General features: G+C 52.3%; 15 protein-coding genes. 8 read left to right on the forward strand and 7 right to left on the reverse strand.

The window, feature by feature from the left end:
• Nucleotides 1-2: 2 nt before the first annotated feature.
• Together GQ52_RS02795 and GQ52_RS02800 are read right to left on the reverse strand one after the other, a co-directional pair.
• Nucleotides 3-3,137, reverse strand: coding sequence for an efflux RND transporter permease subunit (locus GQ52_RS02795; RefSeq protein ID WP_019881279.1), 3,135 nt, complete (start codon nt 3,135-3,137; stop codon nt 3-5).
• Between the two features lie 102 nt (nt 3,138-3,239).
• The gene (locus GQ52_RS02800; protein ID WP_019881277.1) at nt 3,240-4,406 is read right to left on the reverse strand and encodes an efflux RND transporter periplasmic adaptor subunit; all 1,167 of its coding nucleotides are present in this window, start codon (nt 4,404-4,406) and stop codon (nt 3,240-3,242) included.
• A gap of 198 nt (nt 4,407-4,604) precedes the next feature.
• Between GQ52_RS02800 and GQ52_RS02805 the strand changes: the two genes are divergently transcribed.
• From GQ52_RS02805 to GQ52_RS02840, 8 genes are all read left to right on the forward strand, one after another.
• Nucleotides 4,605-5,231, forward strand: coding sequence for a TetR family transcriptional regulator (locus GQ52_RS02805; RefSeq protein ID WP_024929389.1), 627 nt, complete (start codon nt 4,605-4,607; stop codon nt 5,229-5,231).
• An 80-nt stretch (nt 5,232-5,311) separates the two neighbouring features.
• Nucleotides 5,312-6,340: a tRNA dihydrouridine synthase DusB gene (gene dusB, locus GQ52_RS02810; RefSeq protein WP_019881274.1), complete on the forward strand. Its 1,029-nt coding sequence runs from the start codon at nt 5,312-5,314 to the stop codon at nt 6,338-6,340.
• On the forward strand, nt 6,340-6,576 hold the full coding sequence (locus GQ52_RS02815; protein WP_019881273.1) for a helix-turn-helix domain-containing protein: 237 nt from the start codon (nt 6,340-6,342) through the stop codon (nt 6,574-6,576). Before dusB ends, GQ52_RS02815 begins: the two co-directional genes overlap by 1 nt.
• 76 nt (nt 6,577-6,652) lie before the next feature.
• Nucleotides 6,653-8,257, forward strand: a complete 1,605-nt coding sequence (gene purH / locus GQ52_RS02820; RefSeq protein WP_047514991.1) for a bifunctional phosphoribosylaminoimidazolecarboxamide formyltransferase/IMP cyclohydrolase — start codon at nt 6,653-6,655, stop codon at nt 8,255-8,257.
• Between the two features lie 106 nt (nt 8,258-8,363).
• Entirely contained in the window at nt 8,364-9,632 is a 1,269-nt protein-coding gene (purD, locus tag GQ52_RS02825) for a phosphoribosylamine--glycine ligase (RefSeq protein WP_024929387.1), read from the forward strand.
• Between the two features lie 21 nt (nt 9,633-9,653).
• A complete protein-coding gene (gene hemF / locus GQ52_RS02830; RefSeq protein WP_047515001.1) occupies nt 9,654-10,568 on the forward strand; it encodes an oxygen-dependent coproporphyrinogen oxidase in 915 nt (304 codons plus the stop codon).
• A gap of 2 nt (nt 10,569-10,570) precedes the next feature.
• Nucleotides 10,571-11,875, forward strand: a complete 1,305-nt coding sequence (locus GQ52_RS02835) for a M18 family aminopeptidase (protein ID WP_047515003.1) — start codon at nt 10,571-10,573, stop codon at nt 11,873-11,875.
• A 68-nt stretch (nt 11,876-11,943) separates the two neighbouring features.
• A complete protein-coding gene (locus tag GQ52_RS02840; protein WP_024929384.1) occupies nt 11,944-13,341 on the forward strand; it encodes an amino acid permease in 1,398 nt (465 codons plus the stop codon).
• Between the two features lie 64 nt (nt 13,342-13,405).
• On the opposite strand, the gene GQ52_RS02845 is transcribed toward GQ52_RS02840, so the two are convergent.
• The 5 genes from GQ52_RS02845 to GQ52_RS02865 all read right to left on the reverse strand — a co-directional run bounded on the left by GQ52_RS02845 (nt 13,406) and on the right by GQ52_RS02865 (nt 19,092).
• A complete protein-coding gene (locus GQ52_RS02845) occupies nt 13,406-13,729 on the reverse strand; it encodes a c-type cytochrome (RefSeq protein ID WP_019881265.1) in 324 nt (107 codons plus the stop codon).
• A gap of 204 nt (nt 13,730-13,933) precedes the next feature.
• Nucleotides 13,934-14,869, reverse strand: a complete 936-nt coding sequence (locus tag GQ52_RS02850) for a D-hexose-6-phosphate mutarotase (RefSeq protein ID WP_019881264.1) — start codon at nt 14,867-14,869, stop codon at nt 13,934-13,936.
• On the reverse strand, nt 14,869-16,725 hold the full coding sequence (ilvD, locus tag GQ52_RS02855) for a dihydroxy-acid dehydratase (RefSeq protein ID WP_024929381.1): 1,857 nt from the start codon (nt 16,723-16,725) through the stop codon (nt 14,869-14,871). The genes GQ52_RS02850 and ilvD overlap by 1 nt, the downstream gene beginning before the upstream one ends.
• Before the next feature lie 111 nt (nt 16,726-16,836).
• Complete coding sequence (locus GQ52_RS02860; protein WP_047515005.1) at nt 16,837-17,031, reverse strand: YbdD/YjiX family protein; 195 nt, start codon at nt 17,029-17,031, stop codon at nt 16,837-16,839.
• Nucleotides 17,032-17,040: 9 nt separating this feature from the next.
• A complete protein-coding gene (locus GQ52_RS02865; protein WP_047515008.1) occupies nt 17,041-19,092 on the reverse strand; it encodes a carbon starvation CstA family protein in 2,052 nt (683 codons plus the stop codon).
• Nucleotides 19,093-19,098 lie beyond the last annotated feature (6 nt).

The raw sequence follows: 19,098 nt of genomic DNA on the forward strand, positions 1-19,098 counted from the left end.
TTTCATACCGATTCCTCTTCTACAATGTGCCCATGGTGACGAACCTTTTTCTCATTGGTCAACCAGGTAAAGAATAACGGGATAAAGATGGTGGCAATAAACGTTGCCAGCAACATACCGCCAAACACACCAGTACCCATAGACTGTCGGGCTGCCGCACCTGCACCGGTCGCGAATACCAGCGGGATAATCCCCAGCATAAACGCCATCGACGTCATCACGATCGGTCTGAAACGCAGACGGGCTGCTTCCAGTGCCGCTTCAGCCAACGGCATGCCTTCTTCCATTTTCTGTGACGCAAACTCCACAATCAGGATGGCGTTTTTCGCCGCCAGGCCGATCAGTGTAATCAAGCCAATCTGGAAGTAGATATCATTGTTCATGCCACGTGTCAGCACGGCAATCAACGCACCTGTCATCGCAAATGGAATCGCCATAATCACCGCCAATGGCAATGCCCAGGTCTCAAACTGCGCGGCCAGGATCAGGAACACCATAATGGTCGCGAAGGCAAAGGCTACCAGCGCAGCGGAACCAGTACGATTCTCCTGGTAGGCTTGGCCAGTCCAGGCAATCTGGTAGCCATCTGGCAGATTTTCCTTGGCAATTTTTTCCACTAGCTTGATCGCATCACCCGAGCTCACACCAGGCGCACCGCTACCAAACACTTTGGCAGACAGCAGGCCGTTATAACGCTCAAGTTGCTCGGCACCGACAATATTGCTGACCTTCGCCAATGCCGACATAGGCACCATATTGCCATCCGGATTTTCGGCCGTTGGCTGGCTACGCACATACACTTTGCCCAAGTCTTCCGGCTTCATGCGGTACTCAGCCTCCGCTTGCAACTGCACACGATAGGTACGGCCACTACGGTTAAAGTCATTGACGTAGAGCGAACCCATGGTGCTTTGCAAGGTGGCGTAAATATCCGCAATTTTCACGTTTTGTGACAGCGCTTTGGCTTCATCAACCTCAATAAACAACTGAGGCACGGTCGGCCGGAAGAAGCTGTTAATACCGGTCAATTGCGGACTCGCACGCATCGCATCCATAAAGTTATTCATGACCTGCGCTAACTTGATCGGATCGGTATCGCCATGGCTTTGTACATACACTTCAAAACCACCGGCAGAACCCAAGCCACGAATCGCAGGCGGGTTCACGGCAAAGCTCAAGCCATCTGGCTGACTCATGCCGATGCCAATCAATTTACCCACCATTTGATCAGCATTGGTGGTGCGTTGATCCCAGTCTGTCATACGCACAAACATGGTCGCAGCATTGGTTTTGTTCGCGCCTGTCAGCAATTCAAAGCCGTTCACCGCAAACTCATGCGCCGTTGCCGGATCTTTAGCGATAGTCGCGCGGATGTTTTCCGTGGTTTGTGACGTACGCTTCAAGGTTGCACCATCTGGCATCACGACGATACTGATCACATAGCCCTGATCCTCTGGTGGTACAAACCCACCCGGTACTGCACGGAACAGGAAAATCATGACCACCACCATGGCCCCAAACACCACGGCACCAATAATCTTGTGATGCAGGGTCAGGTTAACGGTACCGGTGTACAGGTTGGTCAAGCGGCTAAAGCCACGGTTAAATTTCCTGAAAAAAGCATTTTCATGGTGACCATTTTTCAAAATCATGGCGCACAGGGCTGGCGTCAGCGTCAACGCTACCACGCCTGAAATCACCACAGAAATAGCCACCGTGACCGCAAACTGGCGATACAACTCACCGGCGATACCACCCTGGAAAGCCACCGGCACAAACACCGCACACAGCACCAGCACAATCGCCACCACCGCCGCTTGTACCTGGGCGATAGATTTGATCGCCGCATGTAAAGGATTGAGGTTTTCTTCCTTCATCAAGCGTTCGGTGTTTTCCAGCACCACAATCGCATCATCCACCACGATACCAATCGCCAGAATCATGGCAAACAGCGTCAGCAGGTTGATTGAGAATCCAAACAGATAGAGGCCGGCAAACGTACCCACAATCGAAATTGGCACGGCAATCATCGGGATCAGCGTCGCGCGCCAGCTTTGCAGGAACAGGAACACTACCAGCACCACCAGGATCAGCGCTTCACCAAAGGTATGAAACACTTCCTTGATGGTGGCTTTCACAAAGTCGCTGGTGTCGTAAGGAATGTTGTAATCCATGCCTTCCGGAAACTTCAGCTTCAGTTCGTCCACTTTGGCCTTGATGGCTTCGGCAGTTTCCAGCGCATTGGCGCCGCTTTGCAAGAAGATAGGTAACGCTACACCAGGCTGCCCATTCAGTGCAGAAGCCACGTTATAGGTTTGTGCGCCCAACTCAATACGCGCCACATCCTTCAGGCGCAAGACGCCGTTCGGGCCTTGCGCACGGATAATAATATTACCAAACTCTTCAGGCTCAATTAAGCGCCCTTTGGCTGTTACCGTAAACGCCAGCTGCTGATTCGGCGTGGCAGGCTCGGCACCAATTTTACCGGCAGCATACTGCGCGTTTTGTGCACCAATCGCGGCAGAAATATCACTGGTAGACACACCCAGCTGCGCCATACGATCAGGGCGCAACCAGACGCGCATGGAGTAATCCTGGCCACCAAAAATAGTGACATCGCCCACGCCTTTGATGCGCTTGAACTCATCCAGCACATTCAGCGTGGCGTAGTTACTCAAGAACAAACGGTCATGTTCTTTTTTCTTGGAGATCAGCATCACCACCAACAGAATATCGTTGGAGCGCTTTTGCACCACGACACCGGTTCTGCGTACATCTTCCGGCAAACGCGGCAAAGCAATGTTAACGCGGTTGCTGACGTTAAAAGTCGCCTGGTCAACATTGGTGCCAATATCAAACGTGGCGGTAATGGTTAAAGTACCGCTACTGTCAGAACTGGAGTTAAAGTACAGCAGGTTTTCCACCCCGCTTAACTGCTCTTCAATCGGTGCTGCCACGGTTTTAGACAGTGTTTCAGCACTGGCACCAGGATAGCTGGCCGTAATTAGCACAGTTGGCGGCGCAATTTGCGGATATTGCGCAATCGGCAATTTAAATGCCGCTGCCAACCCTGCCAACACGATGATGATAGACAGCACGCTGGCAAAAATCGGCCGTGTGATAAAAAATCGGGTCATATCGTTTTCCCTGAGACGGGCCTGAATATTGAACTCAGGCCCCAGATAACATGATTAAATCAAAAACAAACTAAGCATTTAGCAAATAAGGCTATGACCAAATTAGCTTTTAGCTGGCGCGGCAGGTGCAGCATCTGCCGCATGCGGCGCCACAGGTGCACCCGGACGGACTTTGATCAGGTTATCAACAATCACCTGGTCACCGGCTTTCAAGCCATCAAGTACGATCCAGCGATCATTGAACCAGCCACCCGCCACGATAGGACGCACAGCCGCGACGGTTTTGCCTTCTTTGTCTTTTTCGGCCACAAAGATAAATTTACCTTGTTGACCAGTCAGCACCGCTGTTTGCGGAATCAGGAAGACGCCATCGCGCTTGCCCGTGATCAAACGCACGCGGACAAACTGCCCTGGCAACAATGCACGGTCAGGGTTCTGGAACTCGGCCCGCAGTTGTTGCGTGCCTAATGCCGGATCGATTTGGCTGGCAGAAAAGTTAATTTTGCCCGATTGCGGATACTCGCTGTTGTCAGCCAGAATCAGTCTCACATCTTGCACACGGCCCGGGCTCAAATGACCGCCCAATGCCAGCAAGTCAGACTCAGACAAACTGAAACGTACCCAAATTGGCGATACTTGCACGATAGTACTGAGCAAACTGGTATTCGCATTCACCAGCGCACCTTCGGATAAGACAAAACGACCCGCTATACCACTTTCAGGCGCTTTAACATGGGTGTATGACAGGTTTAACTCCGCTTCACGCAGTTGCGCCTGATATTGCAACAAGGTCGCAGAAGCGACAGTGTTATCAGAAGCCGCGTTATCATATTCACGCTGGCTGATGGATTTAGTTTCCAGCAAGCCTTTTAAACGCAGCGCTTCACGTGCAGTTTGTTCGATACGGGCTTTTTGCTGTGCAATCAGCGCCCTGGCTTGTTCAACTTGCAGCTGGAAAGGCACCGGGTCAATCAGAAACATATCCTGACCGGCTTTTACCGACTCCCCTTCTTGATACAAACGCTTCAAGACAATACCGCCCACACGTGGACGGACTTCAATTTGTTTGGCACCCTCGGTTTGCGCCACGACTTCGGTTTGCACTGGCACCGTTTCTGCCGTGACTGTTTGTGCAGTCACTGGCATGGCTGGCATGCCGCCCGCCGCAGGGGTTTGTTCGTTGGATGATTTTCCGCAAGCACTCAGTACAACGCCCAAAGCAAGCACAAGCAGCGTACGACGAGGCTGGATAGTCTGTGAAATCAACATGTTATCCTCTAAAAATTTTTAAAATAGACTTGATTACATACAATCTTGGATGTATATTATATACAAACACGAATGTATGTAAATGGGTTTTGCAAAAAATTTGCCGTACAAGCTGCCAAAAACGAGTCAGCGGTCACAACTGGTAAAATACACAACCTACAAGAAACTTTAATGAATATGAAAGAGCGATAGAAACTTATGGTACGTAAAACCAAAGAGGATGCCGCAATCACCCGCCAGCGCATTATTGATGCTGCGCGAGAAATGTTCCTGCAAAAGGGCGTCAGTCGCACCAGCCTGGAACAAATTGCCACACACGCCAGCGTGACACGTGGCGCCGTCTACTGGCACTTTCAAAATAAAGCTGAACTGTTTCACGCGATGCGCGAAGAGGTCTATCTCCCTCTGATTGACCGCATGGACGATACCCTGCTCGGCAATAGCGAGGAAGCCAATAGTGACCCGCTGGGCCGTATCCGCAAATATATGGCAAGCACCATTCTCATTCTGGACGATGACCCAACCACGCGTGCGACCTATGAAGTCATGATGACCAAATGCGAATATGTCGATGAGTTTGCCGATGTATTGAAATCAATTTTAAGTAACTGTAGCGGACTGGTGCACAAAATGGAACAGGCTTATGCCAAAGCCCAGGAAATTGGCCAGGTTGGCATTCAGCTGACCGCCGCCGAACTTGCCATGGACTCGCACCTGTTCTTCTCCGGCCTGCTGCATATGTGGGTGAAAGACACCGAAGGCACTTTATTTCGTGACCACGCCTTGCAACTCATAGACACACATATCAAGCTGCGTAAAAAATAAGCAAAAATTCCTGTTTACGGATTCCCTGATCCGCGATTTGCAGTTAAAATAGTCGGTCTTTTCACTGATTTATCAATCACATGCAAATCGGCCCACACATACTGAAAAACAATCTGGTTGTCGCACCCATGGCGGGCGTGACCGACAGGCCTTTCCGTATGCTGTGCAAAAAAATGGGCGCCGGATTGGCCGTGTCGGAGATGGTCACATCCAATTCCTTATTGTATGGCAGTGAAAAAACCAAACGCCGCGCCAACCACGAAGGCGAAGTCAGCCCGATTTCAGTACAGATTGCAGGGGCCGAACCAGCCATGATGGCCGAAGCCGCCAGACACAACGTCGACAATGGCGCGCAAATCATCGACATCAATATGGGCTGTCCGGCCAAAAAAATCTGTAACGTGATGGCAGGTTCTGCCCTGCTGCGTGATGAGCCATTGGTCTCACAGATCCTCAGGGCGGTGGTCAATGCCGTTGATGTACCGGTGACCCTCAAAATCCGCACTGGCTGGGACAGACAAAACAAAAACGCGATCCAGATTGCCAGAATGGCCGAGGATCTTGGCGTGCAGGCACTAACTATTCATGGCCGCACCCGTAACGATCTTTATCATGGCGACGCAGAATACGATACGATTGCTGCCGTCAAACAGGCGATCAACATTCCATTGATTGCTAACGGTGACATCACCACGCCAGAAAAAGCCAAATTTGTGCTCGACTACACCAAAGCCGATGCGGTGATGATTGGCCGCGCCGCACAAGGCCGTCCATGGATTTTCCGTGAAACAGAGCATTTCCTGAACACCGGCGAACATATGCTGGCACCCACTGTAGATGAAATTCACCAGGTGATGCTGGAGCATTTGCATGACCTGTATGACTTCTACGGCGACCTCACCGGCATGCGCGTCGCCCGCAAGCATATTTCCTGGTATACCAAAGGCTTGTCAGGCTCGGCTGCTTTCCGCCACAACATGAATACGCTGCAAACCATAGAATTACAATTACAAGCTATTAACGACTTTTTTGCCGAACTCAAAGCGAAGAATGACCGACTGGTCTATGTCGACAACGAGGAGAACGGTGATGAGGAGTTGGCAGCATAATGCAAAACGATAGTAAATTGAGTCTCGCTGTGCGCGAGTCACTGGACGACTATTTCACGCATCTCGATGGGCAACCGCCGCATGCCATCTACGACATGGTACTGGGTTGTGTCGAAAAACCCATGCTGGAATACGTATTAAACAAGGTCGGTGGCAACCAGAGTAAAGCTGCCGACATGATGGGCATTAACCGCAATACCCTGAGAAAAAAAATGGCCGCCTACGGTCTGGAATAAACTACACCGGGCCTGATGACATTTCATCATCAGGCCTTTTCATTTTCTTTATCACGCAATTCCACTCAAATTCATTATGACGATTAAACGCGCGCTTATCAGTGTTTCCGATAAAACCGGTGTGCTTGAACTGGCACAATCCCTGCACCAGCTTGGTGTAGAAATTCTTTCTACTGGCGGCACCGCCAAACTGTTCCGTGACAACAATATCCCCGTGAAGGAAGTCAGTGACTTTACCGGCTTCCCGGAAATGCTGGATGGCCGCGTCAAAACCTTGCACCCGAAAGTACACGGCGGTTTACTGGGTCGTCGCGATTTGCCTGAACATGTAGCGGCCATGCAACAATATGGCATTGAGAATATTGATCTGCTGGCGGTGAACCTGTATCCGTTTGAAGCGACCGTTGCCAAAGCCAACTGCACATTAGAAGATGCGATTGAAAACATCGATATCGGCGGCCCGGCCATGGTGCGTTCCGCGGCCAAAAACTGGAATGACGTGGCGGTGTTGACCGATGCGGCGCAATACGCTGAAGTCGTCAATGAGCTGAAAGCCAATAACGGTGCCGTCTCCAAAGCAACACGCTTTCAATTGTCTGTGGCTGCGTTTAACCGCATTGCACAATATGACGCAGCGATCAGCAACTATCTGTCCGCCATCGACTTTACTGAAACAGAATCCGCTGGCAAGCCAGTGTTGAGCCAGTTCCCTGGCCAGATGAACAGCAATTTTGTCAAAGTGCAGGATCTGCGTTACGGTGAAAACAGCCACCAGCAAGCGGCGTTCTACCGTGACTTGTACCCGGCACCGGGCAGCCTGGCCACCGCGCAACAGTTACAAGGCAAAGAGCTCAGTTATAACAATATCGCCGATGCTGATGCCGCCTGGGAAGCCGTAAAATCCTTCACTGGCCCGGCTTGCGTGATTGTGAAACATGCCAACCCATGTGGCGTGGCATTGGGCGCGAACGCGCTGGAAGCCTATAGCAAGGCTTTCAAAACTGACCCGACCTCGGCCTTTGGTGGCATTATCGCCTTTAACAGTACGCTGGATGGTGCAGCCGCCGAAGCCGTGTCTAAACAGTTTGTAGAAGTACTGATCGCACCGGACTTTACACCAGAAGCGCTGGCCATTTTCACGGCCAAAGCCAATGTGCGCGTGTTGAAAATTGCTTTACCGCAAGGCGGCAATACTGCCTGGGAACAGGGCCGTAACGCGGTTGACTCCAAGCGCGTAGGCTCCGGCATTTTGCTGCAATCAGCAGACAATCACGATTTACAACTGGCCGATATCAAAATCGTCACCAAGCTGCAACCGACCCCGGCACAACTGCAAGACCTGTTGTTTGCCTGGAATGTAGCCAAATATGTGAAATCCAACGCCATCGTTTTCTGTGGCAATGGCATGACCTTGGGCGTGGGCGCTGGCCAGATGAGCCGTGTCGATAGCACCAAAATCGCTGCCATCAAGGCACAAAACTCAGGCCTGAGCCTGCAAGGTTCCGTGGTCGCTTCAGATGCCTTCTTCCCGTTCCGTGACGGCGTCGATGTGCTGGCCGACGCGGGTGCCAGCTGCGTCATTCATCCAGGCGGCAGCATGCGCGACGAAGAAGTCATCGCCGCCGCAGACGAACGTGGCTTGGCCATGGTAGTGACTGGTATTCGCCACTTTAGACATTAATTCTATAGCCACAGAGGGCTCAGAGATCACAGAGAACTTCTTTAATCATGTTTTCCTCTGTGATCTCTGTGTCCTCTGTGGCTCAAACTCAATTAGGTAATACAAAATGAAAATTTTAGTGATTGGTTCTGGCGGTCGTGAGCACGCACTGGCATGGAAAGTGACACAAAACAAAGAAGTCAGCCGTGTGTATGTGGCACCTGGTAACGCTGGTACGGCCACCAACCCGGATATGGTCAATGTGCCCATCACCAAAATTGATGAACTGGTGAAATTTGCTGAAGACGAGCAAATCGCCTTGACCATCGTTGGCCCAGAAGCACCACTGTCACAAGGCGTGGTCGATGCTTTCCGCGCGGCCGATTTAAAAATCTTTGGTCCTACCAAGGCAGCGGCACAGTTGGAAAGCTCCAAAGACTTCGCCAAGGCGTTTATGGTGCGCCACAATATTCCAACAGCCAAATACCAGACATTTAGCGATGCCGCACAAGCCCATACTTACATCGAAGCCAATGGCGCGCCGATTGTGATCAAGGCAGATGGCCTGGCTGCAGGTAAAGGCGTCGTGGTTGCCATGACACTGGAAGAAGCACATACCGCCGTCGACGCCATGTTGTCAGACAACAAGCTCGGCGATGCAGGCGCTCGCGTCGTGATTGAAGAGTTTTTAACCGGCGAAGAAGCCAGCTTTATGGTCATGGTCGATGGCAAAAATATCCTGCCTTTGGCCACCAGCCAGGATCACAAGCGCCTGCTGGATGCAGACCAGGGGCCGAACACTGGCGGCATGGGCGCTTACTCGCCAGCGCCAGTGGTGACCCCAGAGATTCACGCCAAAGCCATGCGCGAAATCATTGTGCCTACGGTAGAAGGCATGGCAAAAGACGGCATTCCCTATACCGGTTTCTTGTATGCCGGTTTGATGATCAGCCCCAGCGGTGAAGTCAAAACACTGGAATTCAATTGCCGCATGGGTGATCCGGAAACCCAACCGATCATGATGCGACTGAAATCAGACCTGGTGGAACTGGCTGAACATGCCGTGGATGGCACACTGGACCAGGCCAAAGCAGAATGGGACTGGCGTTTTGCCTTAGGTGTCGTGATGGCGAGTGCACACTACCCTGACACACCAAGACTGGGCGACGAAATTACTGGTCTGCCAAAAGACGTGCAAGACGGCCATGTGTTCCACGCTGGCACCACACTCAAAGATGGCAAGGTGGTCACCAGTGGTGGGCGCGTATTGTGTGTGACCGCATTGGGCGAAACCGTTAAATCTGCGCAGCAGCAAGCGTATAAAGTGCTGGAGCAAATCAAGTTCGACGGCGCGCAATACCGCAAGGACATTGGCTACCGCGCCATCAAGAACTAAGCGCCATTAGAGCTCACGACCATGACAGACCAGATCCAGCCTCAAGCCGTTTTTGATTTCCTGCAAGGCTTGCAAGCGCGCATTGTAGAAGCCGTAGAACTCGTTGATGGCAAAAACTTTTTGCAGGACAGCTGGCAACGGCCTGAGGGCGGTGGCGGCAACTCTTGCCTGCTAGAAGGCGGCAACGTTTTTGAACGCGCTGGCGTTGGTTTCTCTCATGTGCTGGGCAATAAACTCCCCCCAGCCGCCAGCGTCGCGCACCCGGAAGCGGCTGGCCGCCCATGGGAGGCCATGGGCGTCTCGCTGGTGTTCCATCCGCACAACCCCTATGTGCCCACAGTGCATATGAACGTACGCTTTTTTGTCGCCAAAGCGCAACAGGCAGGCGAACAGGATATCTGGTGGTTTGGCGGCGGCATGGACCTCACGCCTTACTATGGCTTTGAGGATGACTGCATCCACTTTCACCGCGTGAATAAAGAAGCGTTGGCACCGTTTGGCGCAGACTACTATGCCAAATTCAAAAAAGAATGCGATAGCTACTTCTTCCTCAAGCACCGCAAGGAACCGCGCGGCGTCGGCGGCGTATTTTTTGATGATTTCAGTGAGCTGGGATTTGACAAGAGTTTTGCCCTGCAACGTGCAATAGGCGATGCTTTTGTGAACGCCTACCTGCCGATTGTGCAACGCCGCAAAGATACGCCGTATGGTGAGCGCGAACGCGATTTCCAAGCCTATCGCCGTGGGCGCTATGTCGAATTCAACCTGATTTTTGACCGTGGCACCATTTTTGGCCTGCAATCGAATGGCCGTACCGAGTCTATCCTGCTGTCTATGCCGCCGATTGTGAAATGGCGCTACGACTGGAAGCCGGAAGCCAATAGCGCAGAAGCCAAATTGTATAGCGACTTTTTGATTGAGAAAGACTGGGTGTAAGCATGCAAGTTTCAATAGAAGCCAGACAACAAGCGCAAGCCCTGCTGGACTTTATTGATCACAGCCCCAGCCCCTGGCACGCCGTAGACACGGTAGCCAATCAACTCAAAGCGCATGGCTTTAAACCGCTGCACGAGAGCGAATCCTGGCAATTTCAGGCCGGTGGCAAATATTTTGCCATACGTGATGGCGGCTCCATCATTGCCTTTACGCTCGGCCAACAAGCGATTGCGGACAGCGGTTTTCGCATCGTTGGCGCGCATACTGACTCCCCCGGCTTGCGCCTCAAACCGCAAGCAGCTTATAGCACCGAAGGCGCGGCACAATTAGGGGTAGAGGTCTATGGCGGGCCTATTTTGGCCACGTTTACCGACCGTGATTTAAGCCTGGCTGGGCGCGTCGTGATACGTAGTGCTGAAGGCCTGGACACCCGATTGGTCAGGCTGGACCAACCGCTCGCACGCCTGCCTAACCTGGCGATACACATGAACCGCGAAGTCAATGAAAAAGGCCTGGCGCTTAACAAACAAACCGGCCTGCCGTTGATCTTTGGCCATGCGGCAAATACTGCCGCAGCAAAACAATTACTGACTGAAACCCTCGCGGGCAAACTGGCCATACCAGCAGAGGCCATCGCCGGGTGGGATCTCGCACTCTATGATACGCAGCGCGGCAGTTTCTGGGGCATAGACCAAGAGTTTATCGCCAATAGTCAACTGGATAACCTGGCCTCCTGCCACGCCGCACTTGAGGCGCTGATTAGCAACGAAACACCACAGTCCACGACGATTTGCGCCCTGTTCGACCACGAAGAGGTCGGCTCAGAAAGCGCCACCGGCGCTGGTGGCAGCTTTTTGCTGGATGTGATCAACCGTATTTGTTTATGCTCAGGGCTGACACAAGAGGACCAGCTGCGCAGTTTTGCCAATAGTTTCTTCATCAGTGCCGATATGGCGCATGCGTTTCACCCGAATCATGCTGGCAGCTACGAGCCTTGCCATCATGTACACATCAATCAAGGGCCGGTGATCAAAACCAACGCCAACCAGCGCTACAGCACCAATGCCGTCACTGCTGCGCGCTTTATCCAGCTATGTGAGCAAGCACAGGTGCCGCACCAGCAATATGCACACCGCACTGACTTGGGTTGCGGCAGCACCATAGGCCCCATCATGGCGGCACAACTGGGCATTGCCACAGTGGATGTCGGTAACCCGATGTGGGCCATGCACAGCATCCGCGAAAGCGCAGGCGTGCTTGACCATCGCTATATGATTGCCACATTGCAGCAACATTACGCCAGCTAATTTCTCACCAGCATTGACGCTGGTACAACGATTGCTTTACCCTAGGCGGATAAGGGGAGAATCAATCAATGCTAGAACAATTATTGCGCAAAAAACCAATCCAACCACATGCGCACACCGGCCTGAAAAAATGTTTAACCGCCTTTGACCTGGCCTTATTAGGTATAGGCGGTGCCATCGGCACCGGCATCTTCGTACTCACCGGCATTGCCGCCGCCACGCAATCAGGCCCTGCCGTCGTCCTCTCATTCATTATTGCCGCTATCGCTGCGGGTTTTGCTGCCCTCTCTTATGCCGAGTTATCGTCGTCCATAGGTGGTTCCGGCAGCGCCTATGGCTATAGTTATGTGGCATTTGGTGAGTTTGCCGCCTGGATGATGGGCTGGATGCTGTTGCTTGAATACGGCGTCGGTGCCGCCGCCGTAGCCAATGGCTGGTCGGGCTATTTTGTAAACACCTTGAGTAACCTCGGCTGGCAAATGCCAGAACACCTTACGAAAGCACCCATCCTTGGCGGCTCGATCAACCTGCCCGCCTTTGCCATTATCTGGATATTGACCTTGCTGCTCATGGTCGGCGTCAAGGAAAGTGCCCGCGCCAACAACATCATGGTGATAATCAAACTTTCCACCATTGCCATTTTCCTGGCCTTATCTGTTGGTCATATCAGCACCGCCAACTGGCAACCATTTATGCCATTCGGCTGGTTTGAAACCTTGGACAATGGCAAGAATATTGGTGTACTGGCCGGCGCCTCGCTGGTATTTTTTGCTTACTTTGGCTTTGATGCCGTGTCTACTGCCGCCGAAGAATGCCAGCAACCACAACGCGATTTGCCTATCGGCCTGATTGCCTCACTGACTTTTTGCACCATCATTTATATCATTGTGTCTGGCACGCTCACCGGCGTGATTCCCTATACCGAGCTCAACACGTCTTCCCCGGTGGCATATGCGTTAACCAAGCTAGGTTATACCTGGTCATCGACACTGGTCGCCACTGGCGTACTGGCCGGGCTTATTACTGTATTGCTGGTGCTGCTCTATGGCCTGACCCGCATTTTATTTGCCATGAGCCGCGATGGTTTGATTTCACCTGTGTTTTCAGCAGTGAACCCCGAACGCCAAACCCCCAGCAAAATTATCCTGATGTGCGGTATCGTGGTGTCTATCGTCGCTGGCTTTATTCCACTGGGTGAATTGGCAGAAACCGTCAATATTGGCACGCTGGCCAGTTTTATCATGGTATGTTTTGGTGTCATGCGTCTACGCAAAACCCACCCTGAACTTGCACGCCCGTTTAAGAATCCGTTTAACCCACTGATTCCGGTCGGCGGCATTATTTCATGCGCGGCACTGATGTCCTTTTTGCCGGCAGAGACCTGGCACCGCTTTATCTCCTGGGCCGTCATCGGCGTGATTTTTTACTTTGTTTACTCGCTGAGACATAGTAAGTTACGCGCATAACCATCGCCGCCAATAAAAAAGCCGACTAATCAGTCGGCTTTTTCGTATCACAGCAAGGCTGGAATTACAGAGACAACACCCAATCAACGATGGTTTTGATGTCTTCGTCTTTCACTTGTGGGCTGTTTGCAGGCATAGGGATATTACCCCAAACACCAGCACCACCTTTTTTCACTTTTTCAATCAGCTTGGCTTCAGCCGTTTTGTCGCCTTTGTATTTTGCTGCAACATCTTTGTATGCAGGGCCTAATACTTTGGCATCAACACTATGACATGCCAGGCAACCACTTTTTTGTGCCAGTGCTTTAGCTGCAGCGGCGTCAACAGCGTGTGCTGAACCTGCCATCAACAAAGTCGCTGCTGCGATTGCGGATAATAAAACTTTCATGCGATCTCCTTGAATATCCTCTAAACAAATAGAACCCCGTAATGCAATTCTCATGCATGTGGCATATTACCTGACCAGACAAAATCTACAATAGAAAAACCGTTAAAACCAACGGTGATTCACATAATTTCAACCGGTTTGGCGTTTTGCCAACAAGCTAAAAACGCACGTGCAACGCTACGGTTGACACGCGTCACAATAACGTTACAAGGTCTCGATCGAGTATTCCGCACTGAGGACATGCTTACGTCCCGGGTTAATCACCACCATGTTATCCATGGCGTTGGTCGTTTCCACACAAATGGTTTTACGCCACTCTTCGCCGACCCCCATATCGCCCATGGCGCCGGCTTTTTCGGCGCCCGGATTCCACACGACGGTGGTATCACTGCCAGATTTGGAGACATGGATAATACGGTTGAAGCCGCTGTCATGAATGGCACAATCAGAACTGTGATGCACATAGACACGGTCATACTCTTTACCGTCAAATGTCAGTGCATTGTGCTCCACGTTGCGCTCGTACTTGAGTAACTTATCCAGGTAGACCAGGTCTTGCATGCCAGTGATTTTAACGTTCGATAAATCGCTGACATTAAAGTAAGTGTGAAACGCTTCACTGATCACAAACGGATGTTCCGCCAGGTTGGTGGTGGCCAGGTCAATACGCAAACGGCGACCGATAGTGATCGTCAAGGTCAGTTCATAGGGGTAAGACAGTTGACGCTGGGCTTCTGGGGTTTGCTGCATTTCGAGAATAATGCGCGTGGCACCGGTAGGCGTTGCATCAATATCCATTACGCGCCAGGGAATCACGCGCGCAAAGCCGTGCGGACACAGCGTGCTGTCAGTGGGGTGTGCGCCAAACCATGGCCAGCAGATAGGTGTACCACCACGAATGGAACGACCTTTAACATAGCGCGCATTGCTGGAGAGCCATAACACCGGGTTCGCCAGGAACTTGGGTTGCCACTGCATGACATGCGCGCCTTGCAAGGCAATTTTGCCGGTCGCCAGCGGGTTATCAATTTCTAGATACTGCAAACCATTTTCGTCCTGCCATTGGGTGACATGCGCATGCAAAGTCATGCGCTTGGTCATTTCCATACTGTTGGCCAGGATACTACATTCGTCGCTCATTACTTCCCTCTCTCAATCTGCGCTACATCACGCACCGCACCTTTGGCAGCGCTGGTACTCATGGCGGCATAGGCGCGCAAAGCTGGCGAAACAACACGCTCACGATTCAATGGCTTCCAGGCATCCCGGCCTTTGGCATCCATCTGGCCGCGGCGATGTGCCATTTCCTCGTCACTAATGACCAGGTGTATTGTCCGGTTAGGGATATCGATTTCGATGGCATCCCCTTCTTGTACCAGGCCAATCGCACCACCTTCAGCCGCTTCCGGCGACGCATGACCAATACTCAAACCGGAGGTTCCGCCTGAAAAACGGCCATCCGTGAGCAAGGCACAAGCTTTGCCCAGGCCTTTGGATTTCAGGTACGAAGTGGGGTACAGCATCTCTTGCATGCCAGGCCCACCGCGTGGACCTTCATAACGAATCACCACCACATCACCGGCGACGATTTCATCATTCAAAATGCTTTCTACTGCGGCATCCTGACTCTCGAACACACGGGCGCGGCCGTTAAATTTAAGAATGCTGTCATCCACGCCTGCCGTTTTTACAATACAGCCATCCAGTGCAATATTGCCGTAGAGCACGGCCAAACCACCATCTTGTGAGTAAGCATGCGCTTTGTTACGGATACAACCATTTTCGCGGTCATCATCCAGTTCAGGCCATAACATACTCTGGCTAAAGGCAATCGTGGTCGCAACGCCACCAGGCGCGGCACGGAAAAACTTTTTCACTTCTTCATCTTGCGTGGTCACGATATCCCATTTGGCCAGTGCATCGCCCATACTAGGACTATGAACGGTTGGCACATCAGTATGGATGACACCGGCACGATTGAGTTCCGCCAAAATGCCCATCACACCACCAGCACGATGCACATCTTCCATATGATATTTACTGGTTGCCGGGGCAACTTTAGACACGCAAGGCACCTGACGTGAAATACGGTCTATGTCTTTCATGGTGAAATCCACCCCCGCTTCATGCGCAGCGGCCAGCAAATGCAGCACAGTATTGGTTGAACCGCCCATGGCCACATCCAGGCTCATGGCATTTTCAAACGCCTGCATGGTCGCAATACTACGCGGCAATACGCTGTAATCATCTTGCTCGTAATGGCGCTTGGCCAGTTCCACAATCAAGCGGCCTGCCTGCAAAAACAACTGCTTACGCGCTGCATGCGTCGCCAGCGTAGAACCGTTACCTGGCAAACTTAAGCCCAGTGCCTCGGTCAGGCAGTTCATGGAGTTAGCGGTAAACATACCAGAACAGGAACCACAGGTAGGACAGGCAGAGCGCTCAATCTCAGCTACTTCAGCATCGCTGACATGGCTATCAGCCGCTTCTACCATGGCATCGACCAGGTCCAGCTTGCGCACATTGCCCTGCCAGTTCACTTTACCAGCTTCCATCGGGCCGCCAGACACGAACACCACCGGGATATTCAGGCGTAGTGCCGCCATCAGCATGCCGGGGGTGATTTTGTCACAGTTGGAAATACACACCAGCGCATCAGCACAGTGGGCGTTGACCATGTATTCCACGCTGTCAGCAATCAGGTCACGGCTAGGCAAGCTATACAGCATGCCGCTATGGCCCATGGCAATACCGTCATCCACGGCAATGGTATTAAATTCTTTGGCAACCCCGCCCGCCTTCTCGATCTCACGGGCGACCAGTTGGCCCATATCTTTTAAATGGACATGACCTGGCACAAATTGCGTGAACGAGTTGGCCACCGCAATAATCGGCTTGGAGAAGTCTTCATCTTTCATACCGGTGGCACGCCACAACGCGCGAGCACCAGCCATGTTACGACCTTGCGTGGTCGTGTGAGAACGGTATTTAGGCATGAGAAACACTAGGATTGTCGTTAAAATCTTATTTTAACTGAATCCGCAGCCGCATGCGCGCCTGAAACAGGTTTGTTACATTCAGGTGAACAAGCGATGCCTTATGCAATGCTAGCAGCAGCGCTTAATCCCGGTCCACTTTTGGTCTTGCCACTGCTTGAAGAATTCAGCACGTGAAAGCGGCACATGTGCCTCTGGCTGCCCGGCGTGCGTGTCTGCATAATGGGCCAGATAACGCTCATAAGCATCATCCCCAGAGAGCTGGCGTATCCGCTGCCAGACTTGCTTTAACCAATATGCACGCATTTCGCCTCCTTAAACCAAGCGTGAAGCAACATAAGCCACCTCACTCGACGGCCTGACCGGCTGTCCGGCAAAATAGCGACGACTCATCCTGGCCATATCCAGCACAACGACCCATAACATGGCGACAAAAAATAATGTTAACCAGGCATCCAGTTGCTGGTTAAAAATTAACTGTGGTGCCACAGCGGCTTTTTCTGGTGGCAAAACGCCACCAGCCAGTTTTTGCGACAAATCATTTGCTGCCGCAAAAAAGCCAACGCGGATATCGCTACTGAAAATTTTTTCATAAGCGGCAGTCGTCGTGATTGCCAGCAGCCAGATCAATGGCAAACCAGTAATCCATGCCTTGCTAACCTTACCCGATTTAATCAGCACGCCGGTTGCCACAGAGAGCGCAATCGCCGCCAGCATCTGGTTGGCAATGCCAAACAAGGGCCACAGGATATTGACGCCACCATTCGGGTCAATGACGCCGATATAAAGAAAGTAGCCCCAGCCGGCCACCACCAGCGCACTGGTAAGAATCACCGAAGGCGTGTAAGAGGTTTCACCTAGCTTGGGATGCAGATTGCCCAGCATATCCTGCAGCATAAAGCGGCCCACGCGCGTACCGGCATCCAGCGTGGTGAGGATAAAAATGGCTTCAAACATAATCGCAAAGTGGTACCACAAGGCCAGCAGATGTTCGCCAAACACCGTGCCTAAAATACTGGCCATGCCCACGGCAAGGCTGGGGGCACCACCGGTGCGGGCAAACAAGGTACTTTCGCCCATCGCGCTGGCTAAATGTTGCATCTGCTCCACGGTTACCTGATAACCCCAGCCGCTGATGGTATTCACGGCATCCAGCGCTTCTTTACCGACCACACCGGCCGGGCTGTTGATCGCGAAATAGACACCCGGCTCCAGCACAGTAGCCGCGATCATGGCCATAATCGCCACAAAGCTTTCCAGCAACATGGCGCCATAACCGATCATGCGGATATCACCTTCACTGGTGATCAACTTGGGCGTAGTGCCGCTGGCGATCAGGGCATGAAAGCCTGAAATCGCCCCGCAAGCGATAGTAATAAACACGAACGGAAATAATTTACCGCCAAAGATCGGGCCGGTACCGTCAATGAAAGGCGTGATCGCAGGCATATGGATTTCTGGCCGCAACCATAAAATCGCAATGGCCAGCATGAATACCGTCCCCAGCTTCATATACGTAGACAAATAGTCACGTGGTGCCAACAATAGCCACACTGGCAACACTGCCGCGGCAAAGCCGTAGGCAATCACGCTAAATGCCAGCGGCAGGCCTTCATGATCAAACATGGCCGCCAACACCGGGTGATGATCTATCCAGCCGCCAAAGACGACAGATGCCAGCAATAAAATCACCCCCAGCAAGGAGGCTTCAAGCACGCGGCCAGGGCGCAAATAGCGCATATAGACGCCGACCAGCATGGCAATCGGAATCGTGGCTGCCACGGTGGAGGTTCCCCATGGGCTGTGTTTCATGGCATTCACCACGACCAAGCCTAGCACGGCGATCAGGATAATCATGATTAAGAATGTGCCTATCATTGCCGCCGTACCGCCAATCGCCCCGATTTCGTCACGCGCCATCTGCCCCAGACTACGCCCATTGCGGCGTGTAGATAAAAACAGTGTGACCATATCCTGCACTGCGCCACCCAGCACCGCGCCGATTAAGATCCACAATGTGCCCGGCAAATAACCAAATTGCGCTGCCAGGGTCGGCCCGACCAATGGTCCAGGCCCGGCAATCGCGGCAAAATGGTGGCCGAATACCACCCAGCGATTGGTTGGCACATAATCGCGCCCATTGTTTAAGCGCTCCGCCGGTGTCGCCCGCGTGGCATCAATAGCCAGCACATTGGCCGCAATCCAGGCCGAATAAAAACGGTAACCGATCAAATACACGCACACCGCGGCCGTAATCAACCACAATGCATTTAATGACTCCCCTCGCGCCATAGCGACATGCGCCAGTGCAGCTGCCCCCAACAAGGCCACACTGGCCCAGCCTGCACGACTCCAAAAAGCTTTCATAATGAT

The organism is Methylophilus sp. Q8 (assembly GCF_000800115.1).
Lineage (GTDB): Bacteria > Pseudomonadota > Gammaproteobacteria > Burkholderiales > Methylophilaceae > Methylophilus.

What these genes read in the sequence shown, in the direction of transcription:
- ilvD (WP_024929381.1), bottom strand. Translation starts at nt 16,725, where the DNA reads ATGCCTAAATACCGTTCTCACACGACCACGCAAGGTCGTAACATGGCT.
- GQ52_RS02865 (WP_047515008.1), bottom strand. Translation starts at nt 19,092, where the DNA reads ATGAAAGCTTTTTGGAGTCGTGCAGGCTGGGCCAGTGTGGCCTTGTTG.
- GQ52_RS02860 (WP_047515005.1), bottom strand. Translation starts at nt 17,031, where the DNA reads ATGCGTGCATATTGGTTAAAGCAAGTCTGGCAGCGGATACGCCAGCTC.
- GQ52_RS02845 (WP_019881265.1), bottom strand. Translation starts at nt 13,729, where the DNA reads ATGAAAGTTTTATTATCCGCAATCGCAGCAGCGACTTTGTTGATGGCA.
- GQ52_RS02835 (WP_047515003.1), top strand. Translation starts at nt 10,571, where the DNA reads ATGCAAGTTTCAATAGAAGCCAGACAACAAGCGCAAGCCCTGCTGGAC.
- GQ52_RS02800 (WP_019881277.1), bottom strand. Translation starts at nt 4,406, where the DNA reads ATGTTGATTTCACAGACTATCCAGCCTCGTCGTACGCTGCTTGTGCTT.
- dusB (WP_019881274.1), top strand. Translation starts at nt 5,312, where the DNA reads ATGCAAATCGGCCCACACATACTGAAAAACAATCTGGTTGTCGCACCC.
- purH (WP_047514991.1), top strand. Translation starts at nt 6,653, where the DNA reads ATGACGATTAAACGCGCGCTTATCAGTGTTTCCGATAAAACCGGTGTG.
- GQ52_RS02815 (WP_019881273.1), top strand. Translation starts at nt 6,340, where the DNA reads ATGCAAAACGATAGTAAATTGAGTCTCGCTGTGCGCGAGTCACTGGAC.
- GQ52_RS02805 (WP_024929389.1), top strand. Translation starts at nt 4,605, where the DNA reads ATGGTACGTAAAACCAAAGAGGATGCCGCAATCACCCGCCAGCGCATT.
- hemF (WP_047515001.1), top strand. Translation starts at nt 9,654, where the DNA reads ATGACAGACCAGATCCAGCCTCAAGCCGTTTTTGATTTCCTGCAAGGC.
- GQ52_RS02795 (WP_019881279.1), bottom strand. Translation starts at nt 3,137, where the DNA reads ATGACCCGATTTTTTATCACACGGCCGATTTTTGCCAGCGTGCTGTCT.
- GQ52_RS02850 (WP_019881264.1), bottom strand. Translation starts at nt 14,869, where the DNA reads ATGAGCGACGAATGTAGTATCCTGGCCAACAGTATGGAAATGACCAAG.
- purD (WP_024929387.1), top strand. Translation starts at nt 8,364, where the DNA reads ATGAAAATTTTAGTGATTGGTTCTGGCGGTCGTGAGCACGCACTGGCA.
- GQ52_RS02840 (WP_024929384.1), top strand. Translation starts at nt 11,944, where the DNA reads ATGCTAGAACAATTATTGCGCAAAAAACCAATCCAACCACATGCGCAC.